The sequence below is a fragment of the Akkermansia sp. genome (assembly GCF_020860705.1).
In the GTDB taxonomy this organism is placed as follows: Bacteria; Verrucomicrobiota; Verrucomicrobiia; order Verrucomicrobiales; family Akkermansiaceae; genus Akkermansia.
On sequence record NZ_JAJBTT010000001.1, the window covers coordinates 1 to 18231 of the forward strand.

Here is an 18231-nt window from a genome sequence, read left to right on the forward strand (position 1 = left end):
CTTCGGATTTGTAATCCGCTATGTATGCAAATAGGAAGAACTCCTGCATGGTGCTCCCATATCCAGTGTTCAGATAGTTACACACCTCTATTCAACGCAGGAATGACTGTTACGTCCATAATTCCTCCCTTTCACAGGAGCAAGCAGGATAATTGATGAACGAGCTTACAGCGTTCCAGAACCCGCAACGGCCACGTTGTGCCTTCTTGGCCTGACGGCCCTGATGATGCGCTACCGTAAGCATACGGTTTCCCCGTCTTTCCTTAAAGTGGTCCCACGACAGCGTGAGGTACCTTCTTTTATTGTTAAAAAACAGTTCAAAAACATTTCCGGCAGGAACGTTTCAATTCTTTCCTGCCGTTGTTCCCATCCATGAGCCCCTCCTTCACTTTGGAACAGCCGCAAGGGAACACCGGAAAAACCATCTTCCTTTCATGTCCGGAACTGCACACTCTTTCAGTAACCGACAGTCCCGCGTACAAAATGTCACAGGGAAACTCCACCCTGACCGGGTAAAATCCCTAATAGATGCACCTATTTATTCCAATCATGAATCTTCAAAAACAGCAACTGCTCCTGCGCCTTTTCCGGTATTTGAAAGGCAAAGAAGGAAAGCCACGATTTTTCAACAAGCGGAATATATGGCTGGTCGCCATAGCCACCGCCTATATTCTGACCCCTGATGAGTTTCTGTTTGATGGAATCGGCAAGCTGGGCCTTCTGGACGACGCAGCAGTTATTCTCGGAGCCATCTTCACCGTATTCCTTCCAGACGGAGACTCATGACCCACGCCTGCTGCGCCGCCCATGGACAGAATTAGTGGGACGAGATTTTCCGAAACTTCGGGGACTGCCCCATGAACGCCTCCGGATTGGCTAAAAGAAGCCTCTCCGTTTCCTGCCGGGAAAAACCACGCTTATGGAGCTCGCAGGCCAGAGCGGTCAACGCCAGAGGGTCGGAATCCCCCCAATCCGCCGCGGAATTGGCCCAGACGCGGTCCATCCCGTATATCTCCAGCATATCCGCCGCGCGCTTGGGATTCAGCTTGCTGGTGGGGTACAGGGTCAGCCCGGCCCAGTAGCCCGCTTCCCTTACCAACGGAAAAGTGTGTTCCTCGCAGTGGTCCACCAGCACACGGCCAGGGTCCAGCTCCGGACGGTTTTTCAGGGCTGAAAGAATCATTTTGGTTCCCTTCAGCTTGTCTTCCAGGTGGGGCGTGTGAATCAGAACCAGCTGGTTCAGGCGTATCGCCAAATCCAGATGCTCTTCAAAAATGGTCATCTCATGGGAGGTGTTCCGGTTCAGCCCTATCTCCCCGATGCCAAGGACGTTGGGACGGTCAATGAACTCCGGAATGAGCTTCATCACCTCCCGGGCAAAGGCCACGTCCTGCGCTTCCTTGGGATTGATGCACAGCCAGGTATAATGGTCCATGCCGAATTTGGCCGCCCTGGCCGGCTCACATTCCGTCAGCTGCACAAAGTAGTCCCGGAAACCGTCCGCGGAAGAACGGTCATAGCCGGCCCAGAATGCCGGTTCCCCTACCGCCAGACAACCTGCCTGCGCCATGGCCCTGTATTCGTCCGTGGTACGGCACACCATGTGTATATGAGGTTCTATAAATGCCATGATTTTTATTTGTTGAGGTTCGGGGCTCCGCAGGCCGCTTTGGCGGCGGCGGTTTCCGGCACGGCGTCATCCCTGTAGGAAAGGGCTTCCAGAATGGCCCGGACGCGTCCGGCTCCGGATACGGAGAGAAGGGGGAGCACTTCCACCAGGGCACGGTAACGGAAATCCGCCTCCCCTTCCCCGCGGTCCACCCGGTCCAGAAATGCGGCCACATCCAGTACGCCAGCGCGCGCCGCCGCAAAATCGGCGTCCAATACCTCTTTTTTACTCCTTTTCATGCCCAGACGATACGCCCATGCGGAAAGCCGCGTCAAGCCGGAACAGGTAACAAAATTGTAACTATTCCAAACTAGTGAATTGCAATGTCTTTCCGCGTCTTTTCAAAAATCCAAAAAGCGCCGGGAATTCAAGAAGAGGCTTGCCATCCGGGTTTGAACCGGGCATCCTGTGGAGACGCATTTATTTCATTAGAGCGCCTATGAATGCACTAGTAAAAACCATATGTACATTCGTAACATCCTCCATCGGCCGCAAAATCATTGTGGCGCTGACGGGGTTATGTTTGGTCTTGTTCCTCGCGGGACACCTGGCAGGCAACCTTCTCATTTTCGGAGGCCCTGAATGGATCAACACTTACGCCTACGGCCTACACTCCATGCCGGAAGCCGCCCTCTGGGGCATCCGCCTGGGTCTTGCGGTGATCTTTGTCATCCATGTCTGGCTGACCATTCAACTGAAGCTGGAAAACCACGCCGCCCGCGAACCTTACGTGTTCAAGAATACGATCAAGGCTACGCTCTCCTCCCGCTACATGATCTACACCGGCCTGACTGTTCTGGTGTTCCTGATCTACCACCTGTACCAGTATACCCTGCGCGTGGGTTATGATCCCACCCAGTACACCGCCTTTATTTCCGACGGCACGGTGGAAACCTTTGACGTGTACAAGATGATCGTCGCCGGTTTCTCCAATGTATGGTGCTCCGCTTTCTACATCCTGGCCATCCTGATGCTGTTCAGCCATCTGCGCCACGGTGTGCAGTCCATCTTCCAGACGGTTGGCGCTGATTCCCGCAAAATCCGGCCCTTTTACAACTTTGTCGCCATCGCCTACGGCGCCGTGATCTGCCTGGGCTTCATTTCCGTGCCGGTCTCGGTTCTTCTGGGTATCATCAAATAACCATCAACTCCTTTCAAAGTCATGATTAATTTTCCCGTAAGCGACTGGATGCCGGATGCCAAGATTCCTTCCGGCCCGATTCAGGACAAATGGTCCAAGTACAAGCTTGAGACCAAACTGATCAACCCGAACAACAAGCGCAAGTACACGGTGCTCGTGGTAGGTTCCGGCCTGGCCGGCGCCTCCGCCGCCGCCACGCTTGCCGAGCTCGGCTACAACGTCAAGTGCTTCTGCTACCAGGACAGTCCGCGCCGCGCCCACTCCATTGCGGCTCAGGGCGGCATCAACGCAGCCAAGAACTACCAGAACGACGGCGACTCCGTCTACCGCCTGTTCTATGACACCGTGAAAGGCGGCGACTTCCGCGCCCGTGAAGCCAACGTCTACCGCCTGGCGGAAGTTTCCTCCAACATTATTGACCAGTGCGTGGCCCAGGGCGTTCCCTTCGGCCGTGAATACGGCGGCCTGCTGGACAACCGCTCCTTCGGCGGCGCCCAGCTCAAGCGCACCTTCTACGCACGCGGCCAAACGGGCCAGCAGCTCCTGCTGGGCGCCTACCAGGCCCTGGAAAAGGAAGTGGCCAAGGGACATATTGAAATGTTCCCCCGCCATGAAATGATGGATTTGGTACTGGTGGACGGCGAAGCCAGGGGCATCGTCACCCGAAACCTGATTACCGGTGAAATCCAATCCTACGCCGGGGACACCGTTCTGCTCTGCACGGGCGGCTACGGCAACGTGTTCTTCCTGTCCACCAATGCGATGGGCTGCAACGTCACCGCCGCCTACAAGGCATACAAGCGCGGCGCCTTCTTCGCCAACCCCTGCTTCACGCAGATTCACCCCACCTGCATTCCGGTCAAGGGCGACTACCAGTCCAAGCTGACGCTGATGTCGGAATCCCTCCGCAACAGCGGCCGCATCTGGGTGCCCAAGTCCCGTGAAACTGCGGAAAAGATCCGCAAGAAGGAAATCCGCCCCGCGGACGTTCCCGAAGAAGAACGCGACTATTATCTGGAACGCAAGTACCCCTCCTTCGGCAACCTGGCTCCGCGCGACATCTCTTCCCGTGCCGCCAAGGAAGCCTGCGACGACGGCCGCGGCGTGGCCATCACCGGCAAGGGTGTTTTCCTGGACTTTGCGGATGAAATCAAGCGCATGGGCCGTGAATGGATCGACGGCCAGTACGGCAACTTGTTTGACATGTATGAGGAAATCACGGACGACGATCCCCATGAAACGCCCATGATGATCTATCCCGCTTCCCACTACACGATGGGCGGCCTGTGGGTGGACTACAACCTCATGTCCAACGTCAAGGGCCTGCACGTCCTGGGTGAAGCCAACTTCTCCGACCACGGCGCTAACCGCCTGGGCGCTTCAGCCCTGATGCAGGGCCTGTCCGACGGCTACTTCGTGATTCCCGCCACCCTGCCGGCCTACCTGACGACCATCAAGCCCGGTACCGTCACCACTGCTTCTCCGGAATTCAAAGCCGCGGAAGACGAAGTGAAGGAACGCATCAACAAGCTCCTGAATGTGAAGGGCACCAAGACGGTGGACTCCTTCCACCGGGAACTGGGTCTCATCATGTGGGAAGACTGCGGCATGGCCCGCACGGAAGAAAGCCTGATGAACGCCATCGAACGCATTCCCCAGCTCCGCAAGGAATTCTGGGAAAACGTACGCGTGACGGGCACGGCGGACGGCATCAATGCGGAACTGGAAAAAGCCTGCCGCGTGGCGGACTTTCTGGAATTCGCCCAGCTGCTCTGTTATGACGCCCTGAACCGCCAGGAATCCTGCGGCGCCCACTTCCGCGTGGAATACCAGCTGCCGGACGGCGAAGCCAAGCGCAACGACGAAGAATACGCCTACGTAGCCGCCTGGGAATACACCGGCGTAGACAGCCTGCCTATCCTTCACAAGGAACCGCTGACCTTCGAGAACGTGCACCTTGCCATCCGCAGCTACAAGTAAAGATAGCCAATACATTAACACTTAAAAGAAAGATTATAACATGGCTAAAACACTCAATCTCACTCTCAAGGTCTGGCGCCAGGAAAACCGGGACACCAAAGGCCGTATTGAGACCTATGCCGCCAAGGACATTCCGGTGGACGCCTCCTTCCTGGAAATGCTGGACATCGTCAATGAAGGCCTGGTCAAGGAAGGCAAGGAGCCGATCCACTTTGACCATGACTGCCGCGAAGGCATCTGCGGCATGTGCTCCCTGACGATCAACGGCATCCCCCACGGTCCGGAACGCCAGGTGACTACCTGCCAGCTCCACATGCGCAAGTTCAAGGACGGCGATACCGTCTGGATTGAACCTTTCCGTGCGAAAGCCTTCCCGATCCTGCGGGACCTGATGGTGGACCGCTCCGCCCTGGACCGCATCATCGCCGCCGGCGGCTACATTGACGTGCGCACCGGCTCCGCGCCGAATGCCAACAACATCGCCGTGGAAAAAGTGAAGGCGGAAGCGGCCTTTGACGCTGCCGCCTGCATCGGCTGCGGCGCCTGCGTGGCCTCCTGCAAAAACGCATCCGCCATGCTGTTCACGTCTGCCAAGATTGCCCACCTCAACCTGCTGCCCCAGGGCCAGCCGGAACGCACCAGGCGCGTCCTGGCCATGATGAAGCAAATGGAAGCGGAGGGCTTCGGCAACTGCACGAACCAATATGAATGTGAAGCTGCCTGCCCGAAGGGCGTGAGCGTGGACAACATCGCCCGCCTCAACCGCGACTTCATCCGGGCCAACACCAAGGAAGGCCTCTGCTACTAAGCAGGTTCTTTCAAACAGCGCTCTATTTAAAACTCCCTGCGGCATGAATGGCCCGCAGGGAGTTTTTTAATCCCTTCTCCTGTTCTGGAATAGCAGTGCAGTACCTCCAACACCCGGAACAAAAACAGGGCGTCCATCTGTTTGACGGGGATCACTACCCTTGAGCCACTACATCAAGGAAATCTCCAAACAGAAATTCTCCTGGGGAAGACCGATCCACAGAGAAAAGCATCAAACGACCGGACAAAAACATCATCCCTGTCTGTAACGGCCAAGCTCCTCCAGCCTGCCGTTAGAAAAGATGGAGCAGGATCAGAGTTTTTCCATAGAAACTTACCGAAGCAAAACCCGGCAAGTAGAAATTTACATAGCATTGAAAAGGAGGAACCCCTCATTTGCCGCGTTTGCATCATTTCTCCGGAACGCAGCAAAAGGCCAAACCAGAGATTCCGAACTTTATTCCCTATTCCGGGAATCCATGAAAATAGTCACCGGGCCGTCATTGACCAGGGAAACCTGCATGTCCGCCCCAAACTCCCCGCTTTCCACCCTGCCTTCCAGCAACGCCCCCAGTTCCTTCTTAAACAGTTCATAAAGGGGAATGGCCTGCTCCGGTCTTGCGGCACGAATAAAGGAAGGCCTGTTGCCCTTCCTGGTGGAGGCATGCAGCGTAAACTGGCTCACTACCAGGGCGCTGCCCCCCATCTCCTTCACGGAAAGATTCATCTTCCCATCCGCATCGGAAAATATACGCATGTCCGCCGCCTTTTTGGCAAGCCAGCGAGCATCCTCCTCCGCATCCGCCTCTTCAATGCCTATCAGGATCATCAGTCCCGGCCCCGTGCTTCCCGCACAAACGCCGCCGATATGCACGGCAGCCTCCTGGACGCGCTGAATAACCAGCCTCACTGCCCTTCTCCCTTCTCCCTGAGAATGGTCACCTTTGTCCCCGTCCGGGTCAGCATGGCCAGTTCATTGCAATCCTGCCGGCTTAAATAAAAACCAGGCGAACGGGGTACGCCGTGGGAAATGTCAATGACATACCCTCCCGACGCCAGCACCAGCGTCTTGTCCGCAGAGGGAAACTGTTTGCTGTAAATGGAAACGGGAGCCTGTTCATCCTTGACAGTTGTTTCCACATTCTTTTTCCCCCCATCCTTCATGGCCAGAATAGGGTATCCTTTTACAAAATTTTTCCCGTCGTAAAGGCAGACTTCCTTCTCCGGCACATTGACTACCACATGAAAATCCAGTGGACGGTACTTGAATACATCCCCGGCATGCAGAACGGGAATATCCATCAGACCGTTGAGATGCATCACCATGGCCTGGGAACAACCCAGCTTCCTGACCATGCGTATCCATGAATCCCCTCTCTTGACGGTGTATTTTTTCACGTCCGGCCCACTGGGATCCAGCAACTGGCGGATGCGCAGCCTGCCAATGAGATCCTTCGCCTCCCGCCCCACTACGCCGCCCTGCTCCGCCAGAGGCTGAAGCAGTTCCAGGGCCTGGGGCAGACTGCCCCGGTCCATCAGGCGCCGGGCTTCCGCCAGGGCCTCCGGACGGCGCGGCCAGAGAGAATAATTCTCCCCGTCCGCCAAAACTCCCTGGGCGCAGAAAGCCGCCGCCAGAAGGCTAAAGAAGACCCTTGCGCTTGAAGTCAAAGATGTTGATCTCATGGGATTTTTGTATCATTTCCACGGTGAATTTCAAGAGGGAGACCTCCCATGCGTCATCCACTCCCTCAATGAGAGCCATCAACGTGTCCTCCCCATTGCGCACCTGGTCCAACAGACGGCCGCGCACGGAATCAAGAGGTTCATGCAGAATTTCCTCATTCACTTCCGACCTCTTGAATCTGAATCCATATTCCAGCAGCGTCAAAAAGCCAGGGCCATTCTTGGAAAGCCAGTCAAAAAATCTCTTGGCCTCTCCGGAAAATCCCTCCGTACTGACTTCATTATAAATGGAAGGCCGGATGATCTTCGGTTTTTCCGCTTCCACCCAGCCGCTGCGCACGCGCACCACGCCCACCTCATCCATCAGCTCGCTGATGAGAAGGAAATTAAACCTGGTATCGCCAAAGGTATCAATGCGACGGTCCGGTTCATACACCACCCGGGTCATATCCGCCGCATAGCGGATATCGTCACGGGAGAAGGAGGGCAGGTCACTCATGGAAGAAGAAAGCTGGGGGCTTTCCATGAAAAAGCGGCTTCCTTGCCTTGGACAGGGAAGCCGCTTTTATAATAAAGGATTTTAGCAGTTCAACTTAACCCTGAACCTTTTCGATGTAGGCAACGACGTCGGCAACAGACTGAAGCTTTTCGGCTTCTTCGTCGGGCACTTCGATGTCAAAGTTTTCTTCGAAAGCCATCACGAGTTCAACGGTATCCAGCGAATCAGCACCGAGATCCTCGATGAATTTCGCATCAGCAGTCACTTTATCGGATTCAACGCCAAGTTGGTCAACGATGATACTTCTTACTTTTTCTTCGATGCTGTTGTCAGACATGATATTTATTGTTAAGGTTCATGGATACTACATGGGGTATACGCAATTTGCAACACCTATTTATGAGTTTTTACGTGTCATCCGGCCTCCTTTCCGAAAGTAACGAACTCCGGCCCAATTCCTTGCCCGCTCTTCAAAGATTCAGGGCGGCAGCTATCCGCAACCCGTTCAGCGTAATATCCGGGTCCACCTGGTCAATGCGCTCCACGCCCCTGGCTATCAGCGCAGCGTCTCCGCCCGTAGCCACCACGGCGGGACGCGCCTCCAGCTCATCCTCCAGCCGGGTCAGGATTTCCTTCACCAGCCCGCGGTAGCCGTACACGGCGCCGGACTGCATGGCCTCCACGGTGCTGGTTCCTATGGCGCGGGCGGGTTCCTGGGGATCAATCGCGGGAAGAAGGGCGGTATTGCGCGCCAGATAATCCCCCATGCTGGCAAGCCCCGGGGCAATAGCGCCGCCCAAATAAGTGCATTTGGGGCTGATTACGTCAAAAGTCACGGCGGTGCCGAAGTCCACCACAATGCACGGATACCCGTAATAGGCTACAGCGCCCACGGCATTCGCCAGCCTGTCAGCGCCTATCTGGCGCGGGTGGGGATAGTCGATGCCCACACCCAGCCGGGAATCGCAGGAAAGGAAATGGCACGGCTTGACCATCCAGTTTTTCAGCACTTCCGCTACACGCGGCACTACGGAGCACACTACGGCGGCATCATAACGGACGCCGTCCAGCACTTCGTCCAGCCGTTCCTCGCTCAGCTCCCGGGTAGGGATCATGTACCGTTCCGGCAGCAGCGCATCCGACGTGGAGAGTACGAACTTGGTGCGCGTATTGGAATTGTCGATCAGCAGATAGGTCACGGGAATCAGTTAGTACGTTCCTCCGCCAGTTTCAAGACCAAATCCGCTATCTTGCCGCTTCCCCCGGTCATATCCGCCTTCAGCAAATTTTCATGCATGCGCCTCCACTGCGCGCCGCCATCCGCCATCATCCCCCGTAGAGCGGAAACCAGAGCGCGGACATCCCGCACATGGAAGCCGCCGCCCAGCTTCTCCAGCAGGAGGGCGTTTCCCTCCTCCTGGCCCGGAAGAAGAAAGTTCACCAGCATAGGCCGCGCGGACGCCAACACCTCGTGCACGGTGGCGCCGCCGGCTTTCCCGACCACCACATGACTGGCAGAAAGATAGGAAGGCACGCGGCGCGTCCAGCCCCGCACAACCAGCCTGCTTCCGTACCTAGCGCGCAAATCCCGGATATGGGGATAAATGCGCCTGAACCGATGCCCCAGGATACAGGTCACGTGCAAGCCGGGAGCCGCCTCCAGCATGGCTTCCAGCTCCGCGCGCGCATGCCGGGCGGAACGCTGAGCGAAGTAAAGCACCCGGAACGGATCCCCCTCCTTCCAGGAAACGGGATGCTCCCGCGCCAACACCCCCAGGGAAGGATTGACGGGAAAACCCGTTACGCACAGCCTGTCCGGCGGAAGACCCTTCTCCGCCATGATTTCCCGCGTCCAGGGATCCGTCACGGCCCACAGGGGAGACTCCGAACACAGCCAGGATTTGTTAATAACGCAGGAGTCCGTCACGACGGTCAAATAAGGAACAGTTTTCCCAGTCCGGAGCGCCAGGGAATCCAGCATGTAGGGATATAACATGTACGTGCATACCACGGCGTCCGGCTTCCATTCCCGCAGCAGCCATTCCAGCAAACGCTCCACGGGCGCGAGCCCCTTGATGGGCTTTTCCGCCAGGTTGCGCTTGTCGCTCACCTCATACATCAGCTTCCAGAGACGGGGCATGCGGGCTATAATCCACAGGTAGGCGGCGCGCGTCAGACGAAACATCCCGGGCATTGCCTCCGCGCACAGATCCGTCACGCGGACTTCCGCGCGCGCCGTCAAGGCATCCCGCACGCCCCTGGCCGCGGAATTGTGCCCTTCCCCGTATCCCGCAGTCACAACCAGAATGCGCGGCAGACTTCCCTTCTCCATGGAGCAAGGTATACCATATCCCGTCCAATCGGAAAGAACTTCTTGCAGGGAGGAGGGCGCTGTCTCAGAGCTCTTTCTACGAGATCCGAAGAAGTGTCTGTTTTTACGGCAAGGGCCAAGAAGCTCTGTTCCCAATATGGCGGTCAGCCAGAAAACACGGAGGAAATGCACCTTCCCGCGGATTGCAAGAAAAACGTCCTGCTGGGAATGAAGGCCTCCCGGCCTTCATCGTTGGAATTGGCCGGAGTGATATAACATATTTCTTTTACAAGGGCCGGGAGGCCCTTGTTCCCAGATGAAGCAGTCAGCAAGAAGCACGGGGAAACGCACTTTCACAAGGACTGCATGAAAACGCCCTGCCGGGAATAAAGGTTTAATTCATTCATCTTTCAGATTCACTCACCCTGCGGGCTTCAAGTTTATACTTTCCGTCCAACCGGACTTGCCCGGTTTCCCGGCCTTCATGATTGAATCCAACCCGGGATGAAATGAAGGGATGATGTCTGCAAGGGGTAAAAGGCGTTTGCACGCTCCAAACGGAAAAGGATCACAAAAACGGCCTTTACACGCTATTATTCCCCCGATCACGCCGGATTTAACATTGACCTGCGCAAGCCGTCAGGGCAAGCTTTCAGCTATGCGTATCGTCTTCATGGGCACAGGCGACATTGCCATTCCCGCCTTCCGCAGCCTGATCCGTCATTCGGACCTGGTAGGCCTGGTTACACAGCCTGACCGCCCCGTAGGCAGGCACCAGGTACTTACGGCCCCTGCCATCAAAAACGTTGCCCGGGACGCAGGCATCCCCGTGCTCCAGCCGCATTCCCTGCGGACACCGGATGCGCTGCTCAACCTCAAGAGGCTGAATCCGGACCTGATTGCAGTCATGGCATACGGCCAGATTCTGAGCCAGGAAGTGATTGACCTGGCGCCCATGGGCTGCATCAATGCCCACGCCTCCCTGCTGCCGCGCCACCGCGGAGCAGCCTGCATTCAATCCGCCATCAAATCCGGCGATTCCCACACGGGAATCACCATCATGCACATTGTCAAAAAGCTGGACGCCGGGGATATCATCGCCCAGATCAGCACTCCTCTGGAAGACACGGAAACCGGAGGAAGCCTGCACGACAAACTGGCGCAGATGACGCCGGACGTGCTGCTGCCCGCCATCCACGCCATTGAAAAAGGAACCGCCACCCGCGTTCGCCAGCAGGAAATCCTGGCGACGTACGCCCCCAAGCTCCTGCGCGCAGACGGCAAAATTGACTGGACACTCCCCGCGGAGGAAATCGGCCGCATGATCCGGGCATATGACCCGTGGCCCGGCACCTTCACCAATTACTGGAACCGCAAGAACCGCATCCGCAACATGAAAATTTTCCCCGGCTTCACCATCGTCCCGGAGGCGGAAGGGAAACCGGGACAGGTGCTTTCCGCCGGAGAACAGGGGCTGCTGATCGCCTGCGGCAGCGGCGGACTGCTGGTGACGAACGTCCAGCTGGAAGGCAGCACGCGCATGAACATCTCCCAGTTGATTGCCGGCCACCCGAATTTGAAAGACATCCATTTTGACGTATAAATGGCCAAGTCCTTTTCCATGGAGAGCCTGAACACGGCCCAGAGGAAAGCCGTGCAGACCTTGCAGGGGCCCGTCCTGATCCTGGCCGGCGCCGGAACGGGCAAGACGCGCACCGTTACCTGCCGCATCGCCCACATGGTGGACCGGGGCATCAGCCCCAAAAGCATCCTGGCCGTCACGTTCACGAACAAGGCCGCCCTGGAAATGCGGGAGCGCGTAGGCCAGATGGTGGAACGGAAGGCGGCGCGCCAGATCATGGTCAGCACCTTCCATTCCCTCTGCGTGCGCATCCTGCGGGAGGACATAGGCCGTCTGGGGTACAAGACCAATTTCACCATTTACAGCGGGTCCGAGCAGAGCGGCCTGATCCGGCGCCTGATCGTGCGGCACGGCGGCATTACGGAAAAGATCGGTCCCAAGGATGTGTTGTCCGCCATGAGCCGGATGAAGAACAGCGGACTCGGCCTGGACTCTATTGAAGACAACCTGACGGCCAACATCGCCGCCTCCTACCAACGAGAGCTCCAGGCGCAGAATTCCGTGGATTTTGACGACCTGCTGATCCTGGCGGACAAGCTGCTGAAAGAACATCCGGACGTGCGGGCAGCCTGGCAGCAACGTTTCCGGTATATTACCGTTGATGAATTCCAGGATACCAACAGCCTTCAAATGAGCCTGCTGGGGCATCTGGTAGGTCCTGAACACAATGTCTGCGTGGTGGGCGACGACGACCAGTCCATTTACGGCTGGCGGGGCGCCCAAATCAGCAATATCCTGGAATTCGAGCGATTTTTCCCGAATCCCTCCGTCATCAAGCTGGAAGAAAATTACCGCTGCACCGCCCCCATTCTGGATGCCGCCAACGCCCTGATCCGCCATAACCTGGGCCGCCGGGACAAGACGCTGCGCGCCCACAAGGGGGGTGGAGAAGCCGTACGGCTGATTTCCATGCCCGGAGACGCGGAGGAAGCCGAGTTCATCATTACGGACATTGAAAACGTCCGCAGGCAAGAGGAGCGTCCCTGGGAGGATTTCGCCATCCTGTTCCGGGCCAACACTCAGAGCCGCATCATTGAACAGACGCTCCGGGAGCACAAGATTCCCTACCGCATGGTAGGCGCTCAGAGCTTCTTTGACCGCAAGGAGGTCAAAGACCTCATCTCCTACCTGGCGACTATTGAAAATCCGCAGGCGGACGAATACCTGCTGCGCATCCTCAACACTCCCCCGCGCGGCATCAGCGAGCTGACCAGCCACCTGGCCATCGACTGGAGCCGCGAACACGGCAACAGCGTCTGGGCCGCCCTGCAGGATGAGGAATTCCTGGCGGCTCTCTCCACCCGCGCCCGCAACAGCGTGCAGGAGTTCAATGACCTGATCGCCAGATATATTGACATTTTTCAGGACAAGGAAACCGACTTTGGAGACGCTCTTGAACAGCTCATTGAGGAAACCGGATTCAGCGAGTACGTCACACGCCTGTGCAAAACGGAGGCTGAAATCCAGAAGCGTCTCGTCTCCATCGGGGACGTGAAGGCTTCCCTCCGCAATTTCTGGCAGCCCGGAAAAACCCTCCGGGACTACCTGGCCCAGGTCACCCTGGACAAGGAGGACAATGACGACGACGTGGAAAACAAGCCCGGCGTATGCCTGATTACCATGCATGCCGCCAAGGGGCTGGAATTTCCCGTAGTCTATCTGGTGGGGCTGGAAGAAGGCATCCTTCCCCACAAGCGTTCCCTGGAAGACGGGAACTGCGATGAAGAACGGCGCCTGCTTTACGTAGGTATCACGCGTGCGCAGGAAAAGCTCATGCTGACCTATTGCGCCACCCGTCTGCGCTACGGAGACCGCATGCCCTGCCAGCGTTCCTCCTTCCTGAGCGAGATTCCCCCCCACCTGCTGGAATATGCCAAGTGGGAGGACCTGATGAACGCGGAAGCGACGGAGGAGGAATCCGGAAACTTTTTCGACTCCCTCCGCAGCATGCTCCTGGAAGACGAATAAAGACAACCGGGTGTTTTATCGGCCGTCTTTAACCACGAGTGACTTTTTATCAAACCCGGTTCAGCGATGGACGCGGCGGCGCATCAGCAGAGCCGTCAAGCCCACGAGACACAGGGAAACCGTGCCGAATTCCGGTACCGCCAAGTTGAGTACTCCTTCCGTCACTGCCGGGGAAGATACGGCATCATTGCCTTCCGGAGAAAGCAGGCTGTCTGTAAAATCCATCGTGGCACCGGAAGTTGAGAATCCTGCAACAACCTGCCAAGTCGGCATGGATGCAACGCTGGACAAATAAGTTTTCCCGATGCTCAAACCATTTCCACTGACGATTACAGGACTGCCACCATTCCCTGTTGGGACGTCAGCCAAGCCGCTCACGGTGGATATGGAAGAAACCTTATAGGAACTGTTCGGCTGTAAACTGCTGACATCAACATTTCCTGCATCTGTCAGACCACTCCCATTGTATCCCACCGTAATTGCAGATACAGGATCAAACGCATCCCTCAACCGGGCAGGGATTCCGGCAGGCGTAGGAACTGTTCTTTCCGTACCGCTGTCCAGGTTCCAAGGGCAGGCATACGCCCTGGACGGTCCGCCGAATGAAACCACCGTCGTACTGCTCCATCCCGGCATAGCGCACAGGAAAACAAGGAGGGACATTATATAGGCACGCATCTTCATTTTATCAACAGGGCGGGAACTTTTCCTTGATGGAACATCAACAAGGGGTTTGATTCCAATCCTTTCTTCAAGTTCATGCGGCAGATAAGAAAAAAAATCACACCTCCTCAATTATTCATGCAATTCGTTTACGAACAACAAGGAAGCATTTGTCATCCTTCCTGACATCCTTTTCCGATTTAAGAAGGTTGAGAAAAAACAGCCTCCCCCAGACACAAAAAATCCTCCCGGCCCTGAAGCCGGGAGGATAAAAACACAGGGTTGAACCCCCGTTTACATTACCAGAAGATAATGTACAGAGCCACCGTGGCCGCAATCACGAACCAGCCAAAGATTTTGGCACGGGAAGAAGATTGCAGGGCAACCACGCCCCGGTCGGGAAGCACGATGGACTGACCGCCGCGGGCAGCGTTCACCGCCGTGAAGATGAAGCCGATGAGCACCACCGTGATAAAGCACACGGCCATGCGGTTCAGGAAGGCCATTTCCGGCTGCCACACCTTCAGGATGCCGTACAGAACGGCATTGATGACAATCCCCAGCCAGCCGAAGATGCGCGGGCACTTCGGAACAAAGAAACCGAAGAGGAACACGCACAGCGCGCCCGGGCTGAGGAAGCCCTGGAATTCCTGAATGAAGTTGAAGATACCGCCAAAGGCCGGGCTGTCGAGGAACGGAGCAATGCACAGGGCGATCACGGCGCATACCAGCAAACCGATCTTGCCGACAGTAACCAGCTCCGTAGGCTTCGCATTCTTGCGCAGCTTGTTGTAAATATCCATCGTGAAGATGGTGGAAGCGGAGTTCAGCATGGATGCCAGGGAGGACACCACCGCGCCAAACAGGGCGGCCAGGACAAACCAGGTCCAGCCCGTGCCGGGAAGCAGCTTCCTGATCAGCGTACCGAACGCGGAGTCATAGTCAAAGCCCACCAGCGTATCCGTCAGGTAATAGTTGTCAGAATGGTCTACGGCGGGCTTGATGATCTTGCTGTTAAGCGTGGCGATCTTTTCCACGAACGGAGCGCGTTCCGCCAGAGTGGTCTGGTCATTGGCGGCATCCGCCTTCAGATCGGCGCAGGCCTGCTTCAAGTCAGCCAGAACATCTTCACTGACCTTCATCACTTCCGCGTTATGCAGGGCATGTGCACAGCCCTCTTCCACATTTTCCACCAGGAAACTGTCCGTAATCTTGTAAATGACGGGACGTCCCTTGACAGTACCCGGATCTTCCGCCTTGCGGATTTCCGCCGCATATTTTACTTCAGCCTGTTCCTTCAGGTCATTGCGGTACAGGTTGTAGGCCAGAATGCCGGGGACCACCACCACAAACGGGATAATGAGCTTGAGGAATGCGGCGAACACGATGCCCATCTGGCCTTCCGCCAGGGACTTGGAAGCCAGCGTGCGCTGCATGATGTACTGGTTCAGGCCCCAGTAGAAGAAGTTGGGAATCCACAAGCCCAGGCAAAGGGCCGTCCACGGGATTTCCGCATCGTCCGCAGGACGTATCATGTGAAGCTTGCCGCCCACAGTATTCACGCCGCTGGCCGCATCACCGGAGTTAAGTTCAAAGAAACGCGTCACACCATGCCAGAGACTGTCAGAGGGGTTCCCCAGGGAGGCTACCGTAGCGCCGGAATTAGCTGCGGCAGACTGCACCAGATGGTTCGGGTCTGCGCCGCTCAGGGCCATCAGGGCGAAATACGCCACCACGCCGCCGCCCACAATCAGGGCGGCTCCCCAGAAGAGATCCGTCCAGGCGCAGGCTTTCAAACCACCCACAAAAACATACACGGTTGCGCAGAAAGCAATGATGATGCAGCCGACGGTAATATTACCGAAGTCAATGTTCAGGGCGCTGTACCCCGTAAAGAACACGGAAATCACCTTGGCGCCTGCGTAAATTACGCCGGCGGTCGGCACGCCCACCAGAATCAGCAACGTGGCCACAGCCATCAGGGTGCGGGCCAGCGTGTTATAACGGTATTCCAGGAATTCGGGAATCGTGTACACGCCGCCCTTCAGCAGCTTGGGAAGGAAGCAGAAGGCCACGACTACCAGCGTGATGGCGGCCAGCCATTCATAACCGGCAATCGCCATGCCTACCCAGTTGGCGGCCTTGCCGGACATGCCCACAAACTGCTCCGTGGAAATGTTGGCGGCGATCAGGGAGAAGCCCACCAGCCACCAGGTCAGGCCGCGACCTGCCAGAAAGTAGTCTGAAGCGCCTTTGGTCTTCTTTTCTTCCTCCGTTTCCTGGGGATCACGGCTTTTCCAGATACCCAGGGCAATCACGCCCACCACCACCACGCAGAACAGAACGACTTCTATCGCGGAGAGAGGGGCCGTCTGGGTTTCCGTGGCAGCCGTCGGCGTTGTCTGGGCGGTGTCAGCGGCAGGAGCTGCCGGCTGCAGTTCTGCGGCAGGCTGTGCTTCCGCAGCGGGCGTCACGGCCGGAACGGCCAGGGAGGGCTGCGTACCAGTCGCCGTTGCGGGCATGGAGCCCTCCTGGCCGGAAACACCCCACGTCATCAGGGCCAGAACCCCGAATATGGTTGCTAGTTTTCTCATAATCAGTATGGATTAAGCTTGGTAGAGGACACGGGCGCCTTCTCCGGCACGGGTCACGAGGTAAGTGGTTTCAATGCCCGTTTCCTGGCAATAGCCGTCCAGAAGTTCGCGGGCCACTTTTTCCACGTCTTCCGTCTTCACCAGGGCGACAATGCAGCCGCCGAAACCGCCGCCCGTCATGCGCGCACCGTAAACGGAGGAAGCGGAAGGAATGCGGTCACAAAGAGAAACCAGGGTGTCCACTTCTGCACAGGAAACTTCATAATCATCCCGCAGGGAGGCATGGCTGCCGCGCATGGCTACGCCGGCTTCATCCCAGTCACCGCGGGCAAGAGCGTTCGCAAAGGCGTTCACGCGGGCATTTTCTCCAATGACGTGCCGGGCGCGGCGGTAGCGCACGTCGCCAAGCTGCTCCTTGAAGGATTCCAGCAGCCCCAGCGTGGCTTCCCGCAGGGACGGAACGCCCATGATGGCGGAGGCTTCCTCACATTGCTTGCGGCGCTGCCCATAGGCTCCATCCGCCAGCGAGTGCTTGACGGCGCTGTCCAGCACCAGTACGGAGACGGACTCGTTATTCATCGGCACCAGTTCATATTCCAGGGAAGCGCAGTCCAGCTTGAGAGCCATGCCCTTCTTCCCGTTGGCGGAAATAAACTGGTCCATGATGCCGCAGGGAACGTTCACAAATTCATGTTCCACGGCCTGCCCGATCAGGGCCACTTCCTTGGGATCTATTTCAACCCCGGCAAAGGCGGCAAGCGCCGTGCAGACGGAAACTTCAAGAGCGGCGCTGGAAGAAAGGCCGCCGCCACGGGGAACGTTGCTGTCAATCAGCATGTCCACCGGTCCGATTTCTATGCCGCGCCTGTGCAGGTTGGCCAGAACGCCGCGGACGTAATTGGACCAGAAAGGTTCGCCGGGAACCAGAGCGTCCTCCACCGCAATTTCATGGATTTGGTCTCCCAGGGAACCGCAGAAGCGATGCTTGCCCACAGGGGACGGAGCCACAGCTACAACACAATGGTTATCAAGAGCCATAGGCATTACAAAGCCATTATTATAATCCGTGTGCTCACCAATGAGGTTCACACGCCCCGGTGCCGCTGCCACATGAGTTGGCGCCTGCCCGAAATACTCGATAAAATACGGAGTTACCGTTTCTTTAGAGATTTCTCGCTGAACTAAATCCATAGTGGATTAATTTTGCCCCATCCCTTTCCGCACCTCAAGGTTAAAGTCTCCGTCCGACCATAATTTTCTTCATTTTCAACCAA

17 protein-coding genes are annotated in these 18231 nt (G+C 56.9%); 6 read left to right on the forward strand and 11 right to left on the reverse strand.

What is annotated here, in order from left to right; translation table 11 throughout:
* The first annotated feature begins 549 nt into the window (after window positions 1-549).
* Complete coding sequence (locus LIO64_RS00005; protein WP_290547401.1) at window positions 550-786, forward strand: DUF1232 domain-containing protein; 237 nt, start codon at window positions 550-552, stop codon at window positions 784-786.
* A 31-nt stretch (window positions 787-817) separates the two neighbouring features.
* Here the strand turns inward: LIO64_RS00005 and LIO64_RS00010 are convergent, their stop codons facing one another.
* Window positions 818-1630 carry a TatD family hydrolase gene (locus LIO64_RS00010; RefSeq protein WP_290547402.1) on the reverse strand — a complete coding sequence of 271 codons (813 nt, stop codon included), beginning with the start codon at window positions 1628-1630 and terminating at the stop codon, window positions 818-820.
* Window positions 1631-1635: 5 nt separating this feature from the next.
* Window positions 1636-1908: a hypothetical protein gene (locus tag LIO64_RS00015; protein ID WP_290547403.1), complete on the reverse strand. Its 273-nt coding sequence runs from the start codon at window positions 1906-1908 to the stop codon at window positions 1636-1638.
* A 200-nt stretch (window positions 1909-2108) separates the two neighbouring features.
* Between LIO64_RS00015 and LIO64_RS00020 the strand changes: the two genes are divergently transcribed.
* Genes LIO64_RS00020 through LIO64_RS00030 form a run of 3 tightly spaced genes read left to right on the forward strand, consistent with a single transcriptional unit; the run spans window position 2109 to window position 5598 of the window.
* Window positions 2109-2810, forward strand: coding sequence for a succinate dehydrogenase cytochrome b subunit (locus LIO64_RS00020; protein WP_290547404.1), 702 nt, complete (start codon window positions 2109-2111; stop codon window positions 2808-2810).
* A 21-nt stretch (window positions 2811-2831) separates the two neighbouring features.
* Window positions 2832-4790: a fumarate reductase/succinate dehydrogenase flavoprotein subunit gene (locus LIO64_RS00025; protein ID WP_290547405.1), complete on the forward strand. Its 1959-nt coding sequence runs from the start codon at window positions 2832-2834 to the stop codon at window positions 4788-4790.
* 40 nt (window positions 4791-4830) lie between these two features.
* Window positions 4831-5598, forward strand: coding sequence for a succinate dehydrogenase/fumarate reductase iron-sulfur subunit (locus tag LIO64_RS00030; protein WP_290547406.1), 768 nt, complete (start codon window positions 4831-4833; stop codon window positions 5596-5598).
* 456 nt (window positions 5599-6054) lie between these two features.
* Here LIO64_RS00030 and dtd read toward each other — a convergent pair whose 3' ends face one another.
* From dtd to LIO64_RS00060, 6 genes are all read right to left on the reverse strand, one after another.
* Entirely contained in the window at window positions 6055-6507 is a 453-nt protein-coding gene (gene dtd, locus LIO64_RS00035) for a D-aminoacyl-tRNA deacylase (protein WP_290547407.1), read from the reverse strand.
* Window positions 6504-7280 (reverse strand): LysM domain-containing protein, encoded by a 777-nt coding sequence (locus LIO64_RS00040; protein WP_290547408.1) that lies wholly within the window; start codon window positions 7278-7280, stop codon window positions 6504-6506. The genes dtd and LIO64_RS00040 overlap by 4 nt, the downstream gene beginning before the upstream one ends.
* Window positions 7237-7779 (reverse strand): hypothetical protein, encoded by a 543-nt coding sequence (locus LIO64_RS00045; protein ID WP_290547409.1) that lies wholly within the window; start codon window positions 7777-7779, stop codon window positions 7237-7239. The genes LIO64_RS00040 and LIO64_RS00045 overlap by 44 nt, the downstream gene beginning before the upstream one ends.
* A 94-nt stretch (window positions 7780-7873) precedes the next feature.
* The gene (locus LIO64_RS00050) at window positions 7874-8116 is read right to left on the reverse strand and encodes an acyl carrier protein (RefSeq protein ID WP_012420022.1); all 243 of its coding nucleotides are present in this window, start codon (window positions 8114-8116) and stop codon (window positions 7874-7876) included.
* A gap of 133 nt (window positions 8117-8249) precedes the next feature.
* Window positions 8250-8978, reverse strand: a complete 729-nt coding sequence (locus LIO64_RS00055) for a type III pantothenate kinase (protein WP_290547410.1) — start codon at window positions 8976-8978, stop codon at window positions 8250-8252.
* A 5-nt stretch (window positions 8979-8983) separates the two neighbouring features.
* Window positions 8984-10111, reverse strand: a complete 1128-nt coding sequence (locus tag LIO64_RS00060; protein ID WP_290547411.1) for a glycosyltransferase — start codon at window positions 10109-10111, stop codon at window positions 8984-8986.
* A 637-nt stretch (window positions 10112-10748) separates the two neighbouring features.
* Between LIO64_RS00060 and fmt the strand changes: the two genes are divergently transcribed.
* Window positions 10749-11693: a methionyl-tRNA formyltransferase gene (gene fmt, locus LIO64_RS00065; RefSeq protein WP_290547412.1), complete on the forward strand. Its 945-nt coding sequence runs from the start codon at window positions 10749-10751 to the stop codon at window positions 11691-11693.
* Window positions 11694-13700 carry a UvrD-helicase domain-containing protein gene (locus LIO64_RS00070; RefSeq protein ID WP_290547413.1) on the forward strand — a complete coding sequence of 669 codons (2007 nt, stop codon included), beginning with the start codon at window positions 11694-11696 and terminating at the stop codon, window positions 13698-13700.
* A gap of 60 nt (window positions 13701-13760) precedes the next feature.
* Here LIO64_RS00070 and LIO64_RS00075 read toward each other — a convergent pair whose 3' ends face one another.
* The 3 genes from LIO64_RS00075 to galK form a co-directional block, all read right to left on the reverse strand.
* Window positions 13761-13925: a hypothetical protein gene (locus LIO64_RS00075; RefSeq protein ID WP_290547414.1), complete on the reverse strand. Its 165-nt coding sequence runs from the start codon at window positions 13923-13925 to the stop codon at window positions 13761-13763.
* A 737-nt stretch (window positions 13926-14662) separates the two neighbouring features.
* Window positions 14663-16957: a sodium/solute symporter gene (locus LIO64_RS00080; protein WP_290547415.1), complete on the reverse strand. Its 2295-nt coding sequence runs from the start codon at window positions 16955-16957 to the stop codon at window positions 14663-14665.
* Window positions 16958-16969: 12 nt separating this feature from the next.
* A complete protein-coding gene (gene galK / locus LIO64_RS00085; protein ID WP_290547416.1) occupies window positions 16970-18148 on the reverse strand; it encodes a galactokinase in 1179 nt (392 codons plus the stop codon).
* Window positions 18149-18231: the final 83 nt, after the last annotated feature.